Genomic DNA, 6,149 nt, shown 5'->3' on the forward strand with positions numbered 1-6,149 from the left:
TTGATATCGGCTGGCCCGTCCCGGTATTGTCCTGGGTCATGCCCGGATAGCGTTCGTCTCGCCTTGCAGCCACCACTGATTGCGCTTGTCCGCCAACTGCGACTCCAGTACCGACACACCCTTGTCGCGCATCGAAACCCGTTCACGCTGCAGCACGTCCGTCAGCAAACCGAGCAGGTTGCGAGTCTGCGAGGTCGACTTCGGCGTATTGGTTTCACTGGTCAGCACGCCATCGACATAGCTGCGCACGCGCTCGTTCTGGCTGGCCTGCTGCGTGGCACTGGCCTCGACCAGGCGGTTGTCCTTGTTGAAGCCCAGGCGCGTGCTGCTTTTCGCTTCGTCGGTGACCTCGTGGTAGCGGTAGTTCTGCGATTTGTAATCGGTGCCCAGGGCCAGCGGCACCTGCGGGTTGGCCCCGACATGCCAGGCGGCGCTGAGCTTCGATTGCTGGTCCTGCTGGATCGAACGGCTGGACAGGGCCTTGCCCTGGGCCGTGGTGCTTTGCGAGACGCTGTAGTCGAAGCGATCGGTTTCCGTTGGCAGCAGCGGATTGACCGACTTCGCGGTCTGGCCGATCGAGGCCTTGAAGTCGGCCAGGCCGCTGAGCAGCAGGCGGTCGGTCTTGCCGGAAATTGGCCCGGCACTCTCGGCCTGTTTGGCGTCATCCACGCTGTTGAGCTGGACGAAGGCCTCCTTGAACAGGTTCATCAGGTCCTTGTCGCCATTGCCACGCTTGCGCGCGGCGTCGAACTGTTCGAGGTAGTTGCCGATCGCCGCCTGGCGTTGGCCGCTACTGCCGAGCAGGCTGCTGTCATGGGTGTCGAGGTCGAGCTTGAAGTTGCCCGACGGGCCCTGCAGGCTCAGGTTGCGCGCCTTGTCATCGAGGCTCAGGTCGAAGACCTGCGGTTCGCCGCTGGCGGTTTGCAGCGAGGCGTTCATCTTCAGCGAGCTGAACAGGTTGCTATCGAACTTGACCAGGCCATCCAGCTTGAGGCTCGGCGGTTCCTTGGCCAGGCCGTCGATGGCCGCCTGGAAACCGTCGGCCAGGTCGGCCAGGCCCTTTAGTTCGTAAGCGTTGAGCTCGCCGCCCTCGACCTCGGCGCTGACCGCCAGGCCATGCTCGTCGCTGGCCAGGGACAGGGTGATGGTGGCCCCGGAGGCGGTAGTCAGGCTCAGGCTGATGGCATTGGCCGGCGCCTGGCGCAGGCTCTCGCCGCGCAGCTTGAGAGCCGCTGCGCTGGGCTCGGTGCCTTCGGCGTAGCGGAACACCGATTGCGAGACGGACTGGCCGCCCTTGAGTGCCAGTTGCTCGATCAGTGCGGCCCCCACGCCCTGGAAGCGCTCGCTGTTGGACGAGCCCTGGATGCCGGTCAGCAGGCTGACGCTGAGCTTGTCGACGCTGTCCTGCTCCAGGGCATAGCTGGCCGAGGCGCTGCTGCTGCGCGAGGAATAGGTGTAGCCGTCGCTGTCGTTGCGGGTCTGGCCCAGGGTGACATTGCTGGTGCTGACCACGGCCGGCACCTGCACGCTGCTGGCGCTCGGCGTGGTGGTGTTCTGCGGTGCGGTGTAGACCGGCGTGATTCGCAATCCTGCGCTGATCGGGTTCATCTTGGGGCCCGTGATGTCCATGGAGATGCCAGGGTTATCGGCCATCACGGGAGAAGCTTGAGTGCCCCGGGCGCCGATGCCCTTCGGCGCCCGGGAATTCCCTGCGGGTTGGCGGTCAGTCGAACTCACCACGCAGGGTCAGGGTGAAGTTGCGCGGCTCGCCGTAGTAGTTGCCGTACTCCGAGGTCCCGACGCTCTCGTAGTAGCGACGGTCGAACAGGTTGTTGCCCTTGAGCGCGACGGTCCAGTTCTGGTCAACCTTGTATTCCACCAGGGCGTCATACACCGCGTAGCCGGACTGGCTGAAGTCATAGGCGCGGCTGTCGATGGTGTTGCCCTGCGCGTCGAAGCGGTAGGCCTGGCCGGACACGTAGGTCGGGCTCTGCGCCGTGACGCCGCCGCCGACCCGTACCGCCGACAGCGCACCGGGCAGGGTGTAGACGCTCCAGAGCTTGAACAGGTGCTTGGGCGTGATGGTGCTGTAGAGGGTTTCCTCGGTGTTGTTCTGCACGCGGTTGTAGGTGTAGCCGGCGAGCACTTCCCAGCCCGGGGCGATCTCGCCGCTGGCTTCCAGGTCGATGCCCTTGCTGACGATCTTGTCCTGGGCCAGGTAGCAGCAGGCGCTGCTGTAGCTGAAGGCCGGGTCGGGATAGGCCGGGTCGATTGCCGCCTGGTGCTCGCGGGTGGTGTAGAACAGCGCAGCGCTGACGTTCAGCGCGCCGCCCAGCAGCTCACCCTTGATCCCTGTTTCGTAGGTCTTGCCGGTCATCGGCTCGATGGAGGTCGCGGCGTCTTCCGGGCCCTTGAGTTTCTGCGCCTGGGGCTTGAACACCTCGCTGTAGCTGACGTAGGCCGACCATTGATCGTCGAGGGCGTAGATCAGGCCGCCGTAGGGCACCAGGGTGGTGGGTTCGCGGTCGGAGACGCGGTCCTGCAGTGTCCATGGGCCGGTGCCGTTGCTGTTGCGCATGCTGTAGGCCTGCTCGAACTTGTAGCGCTGGGCACGCGCGCCGAGTACTAGCTTGAGCGAGTCGCTCAACTGCAGGCGCAGGGTCGAGTAGACGCCGTACTGCTCGCGGGTGTTCGGGGAATAGTCCCGCCAGAAGGCATGGTTCGATTCGTCGCTGGACAGCGGCGTGGCGCTGGGGTCCCAGAGGTCGATCAGGCCGCCCTTGCCGACCATACCGCCCGCCGCGCGCCAGCGGCTGGTGACCTTCTGGTAATCGGCACCGAGCAGCAGTTCGTGGCGGCGGCCGAAGGCATCGAAACCACCGGACAGATTAATGTCGAACACCGATTGCTCGCTCCAGCTCGACACGTAGCTGCCCCACCAGTACGGACCGGTGTTGGTCGTCTCGTCCACCGAGCCATAGGGGATCACGCCTTCGGTGGTGGAGCCGTTGTGGTTCCAGGTGTAGGAGGTGTTGAGCTTCCAGTCGTCGTTCAGGTAGTGGTCGACCTTGGCAAACCACTCGCGGGTGAAACTGTCGTTCCAGGCCTGGCTGGTGGTGTACCAGGTGTGCCGCGGCAGGTGCACGTCGCCGCCGGTGCTGTAGCGCGGCAGGCCGTCGCCGGTGCCGTTCTCCTTGACCTTGTCGTAGCTGCCGCCGACGGTCAGCAGGGTGTCGGCGCCGAGATCCGCTTCGAGGATGCCGTACAGCAGCGGCTTCTCGGTGCTGCGGTTGTCCATGAAGTACTGGCGGTCGGTGTAGGCCGCGACCAGGCGCCCGCGTAGTGCGCCGTCGAAGGCCAGCGGGCCGGTCACATCGACCTCGCTACGGTAGTTGTCCCAAGAGCCGGCGGAGGTATTGAGCTTGAGCTGGTAGTGGTCGAGGGGGCGCTTGCGCACCAGGTTGACGATGCCCCCCGGATCGCCGGTGCCACCCAGCAGGCCGCTGGCGCCGCGCAGGACCTCGACGTGGTCGTAGGAGGCCAGGTCATACATGCGGTCGCTGTAGAAGGTACCGACCCCGGTACCGATATCCATGGGCGCGGCACCATCGATCTGCACGTTGTCGATGCCGAAACCGCGGGAGTAGAACTGCTTGGAGTGGTAGGTCGAGCTGCGCGTGGTGATACCCGGTGCCAGCTTCATGGCTTCGGGCAGGTTGGTCATGCGCTGGTCCTCGATGACCTTGTTGGTGATCACCGAGACGCTTTGCGGGGTGTCCTTCAGGCTGACCGGGGTCTTCGAACCGATGCTGACCAGGCCGGTGGTATAGGCGCCGGAGTTCTCGGTCATCTCGCCCATGCCCTGGCCGCTGATGGTGGTTACGCCCAGCTCCAGGCTGCCGCTGGCGGGACGCTCGACCAGGCGGTAGCCGGCGCCATCGCTGATGGCTTGCAGGCGGGTGGCGACGAGGATCCGCGCCAGGCCTTCGCTGACCGAGTATTCGCCGTCAAGGCCATCGCTGCGCAGGCCGGCGGTCAACGCCGAGTCCACGCCGATCATCACCCCGGCCTGCTGGCCGAAGGCACCGAGGACGCTGTCCAGGCTGCCGGCCGCAATCCGGTAGCTGCGGGTCTGTTGCTGGCTGCTGCTGTCGGCGGCGAACAGCGGCTGGCTGGCGCTGCCCAGGGTGGCGCCGAGCAGGGCCAGGCGCAGGGCAAGGGCAAGAGGAGAAGGGCGTGTATGCATGAAGACGATCCGTTGGGTTGGCAGGGGAAAGGGCGCTGTTTTTCAGCGTTCTGCCTGTCTTGATGCGCGAGACGGAAAAAACTGCCGGGTATCGCGAATTATTTTTATTTGAGTGCAGGATTCAGGCAGGCAGCACCGTCGTCCAGAGACCGAGCACCCGCTCTACCCTGATCGGCAACAGGCGTGTCAGCAGCTCCAGGCTGGCCTCGGGATGCTCCAGCGAGTACGACCCGGAGACCGCCAGCCCGGCCACTTCCGGCGCGCAACGCAGCACGCCGTGGCGATAGCGGTCGAGGTGGGCGAGGAGCAGGCCCAGGGGCATGCGCTCCACCACCAGCAGGCCGTTGCTCCAGGCCAGGTCGGTGCTGCTGACGGGTGCCTGTGGCGACGCCTGTGCGTTGCTAAAGCGCAGTTGCTGTCCGGCGCCGAGCATCAGCCGGTCGCCCTGGGCGAGTTGCAGCGTGGCGCTGCCGGAGAAGACCTGGAGCTGGGTGCCATGCACGCCCGGCAGGTCTCGGCCGATGACCAACTGGCTGGACGCTCCGGGCATGACCCAGCCGCCCTGGGTACGGATGCGCAGGGCGGCTTGCGGGCCGGTGCTGATCAGCACGCGGCCGAGGTTGAGGCTCAGGTCGCCCGCCTCCTGGTCCAGCGCGGTGCGGGTATCCAGTTGCAGCGTCGTGCCGCCGGCCAGTTGCAGGCGCTGGCGCTGGCCGGTGCCAGTGCGGTAGTCGCTGAACAGCTCCGGCAGCAGGCTGCGCTCGCGTACCCCGGCGCCGGCCGCAGTGAGCAGGGCCAGGCCGGCGATACCCTTGAGCAGGGTCCGTCGGGAGCTGCCGCTGCGGGCCCGCAACAGGCTGCGGGCGCTGGCTGGGGCCAGGTTACGGGTGTTCTGGCGCAGGTCCTGGTTGAGGCCGGCGAGGCGTTGCCAGGCCAGTTCATGGGCAGCGCTCTGCGCGCGCCAGGCGTCGCAGGCCAGGCGCTCGTCGTCGCTGCTGACCCCGGATTGCAGGAGCACCATCCACTGTAGCGCCTGCTCCAGCACCTGCTCGTCGATGGCCTGGCGGTCCAGTGGCTGGAAGGCTTTCACAGGTCGTAGACCGAGGCGTAGCAGGTCCGGTAGGCCTTGAGCATGGCCTTCTGCACCACGTTGACGCTGATGCCGAGCTGTTCGGCGATCTGCGGATAGGTCAGGCCATCGAGCTGCGACAACAGGAAGATCTCCCGCACCCGGCTGCCCAGACCGTCGAGCACCCGGCCCACGGCATCCAGGGCTTCGAGGACCAGCAGGCGGGTTTCCGCTGACGGTACCTCCTGCTGATCGAGGGCGGCCAGGGATTCCAGATAGGCATTTTCCAGGGCACGGCGGCGGAAGAACTCGGCGCACAGGCGGCTGGCGACGGTCGCCAGATAGGCCCGGGGTTCGCGCAAGGAGGGCAGTGTGTCCTGGCGCATCAGGCGCACGAAGGTGTCCTGCGCCAGGTCCTGGGCCTGCTGGTGATTGCCCAGCTTGCGCCGCAGTAACTGAACGATCCAGCTGTGGTGGGCGACGTAGAGTTCACCGATGGCGTGGTGCGGGGACGCGGGGGAGGGCATGCGCGCGGTTCCAGGCTCGAAGTTGTCGAATGGTGCGCATGGTAATACTTCTCATTAACCCTGTTGCAACTAAATTCTGTACACGGACCCTGTGGGAGCTGGCTTGCCAGCGATAGGGCCCTGGCTGACAAAGATGTTACCAGTGCCGGCCTCATCGCTGGCAAGCCAGCTCCCACAGGGTGGACTGCCCCCGAAAAGTTGGACAGCTTTAGCCAGCGGCCTGAGCCCTGTAATCGACGGGGCTTAGGCCATTTAGCCTCAGCTTGATGCGGTCATGGTTGTAGTAGCGGATGTACTCATCTAGGCC

The 6,149-nt window shown here is 65.7% G+C and carries 5 protein-coding genes; all 5 read right to left on the reverse strand.

The genetic code is table 11. From position 1 onward, the window contains the following. Positions 1-36: 36 nt before the first annotated feature. Positions 37-1,653: a hypothetical protein gene (locus tag PSEMO_RS21710; RefSeq protein ID WP_256721169.1), complete on the reverse strand. Its 1,617-nt coding sequence runs from the start codon at positions 1,651-1,653 to the stop codon at positions 37-39. A gap of 70 nt (positions 1,654-1,723) precedes the next feature. Further along, a complete protein-coding gene (locus PSEMO_RS21715) occupies positions 1,724-4,246 on the reverse strand; it encodes a TonB-dependent siderophore receptor (RefSeq protein WP_075805030.1) in 2,523 nt (840 codons plus the stop codon). A 121-nt stretch (positions 4,247-4,367) separates the two neighbouring features. Beyond that, positions 4,368-5,336 (reverse strand): DUF4880 domain-containing protein, encoded by a 969-nt coding sequence (locus PSEMO_RS21720; protein ID WP_075805031.1) that lies wholly within the window; start codon positions 5,334-5,336, stop codon positions 4,368-4,370. After that, positions 5,333-5,842, reverse strand: a complete 510-nt coding sequence (locus PSEMO_RS21725; RefSeq protein ID WP_075805032.1) for a sigma-70 family RNA polymerase sigma factor — start codon at positions 5,840-5,842, stop codon at positions 5,333-5,335. Before PSEMO_RS21725 ends, PSEMO_RS21720 begins: the two co-directional genes overlap by 4 nt. A 208-nt stretch (positions 5,843-6,050) precedes the next feature. Further along, positions 6,051-6,149, reverse strand: a 99-nt coding sequence (locus tag PSEMO_RS21730; protein ID WP_144443608.1) for an IS3 family transposase, incomplete at its 5' end; no start/stop codon positions are given.

This window comes from Pseudomonas putida (assembly GCF_001941965.1).
In the GTDB taxonomy this organism is placed as follows: domain Bacteria; phylum Pseudomonadota; class Gammaproteobacteria; order Pseudomonadales; family Pseudomonadaceae; genus Aquipseudomonas; species Aquipseudomonas putida_L.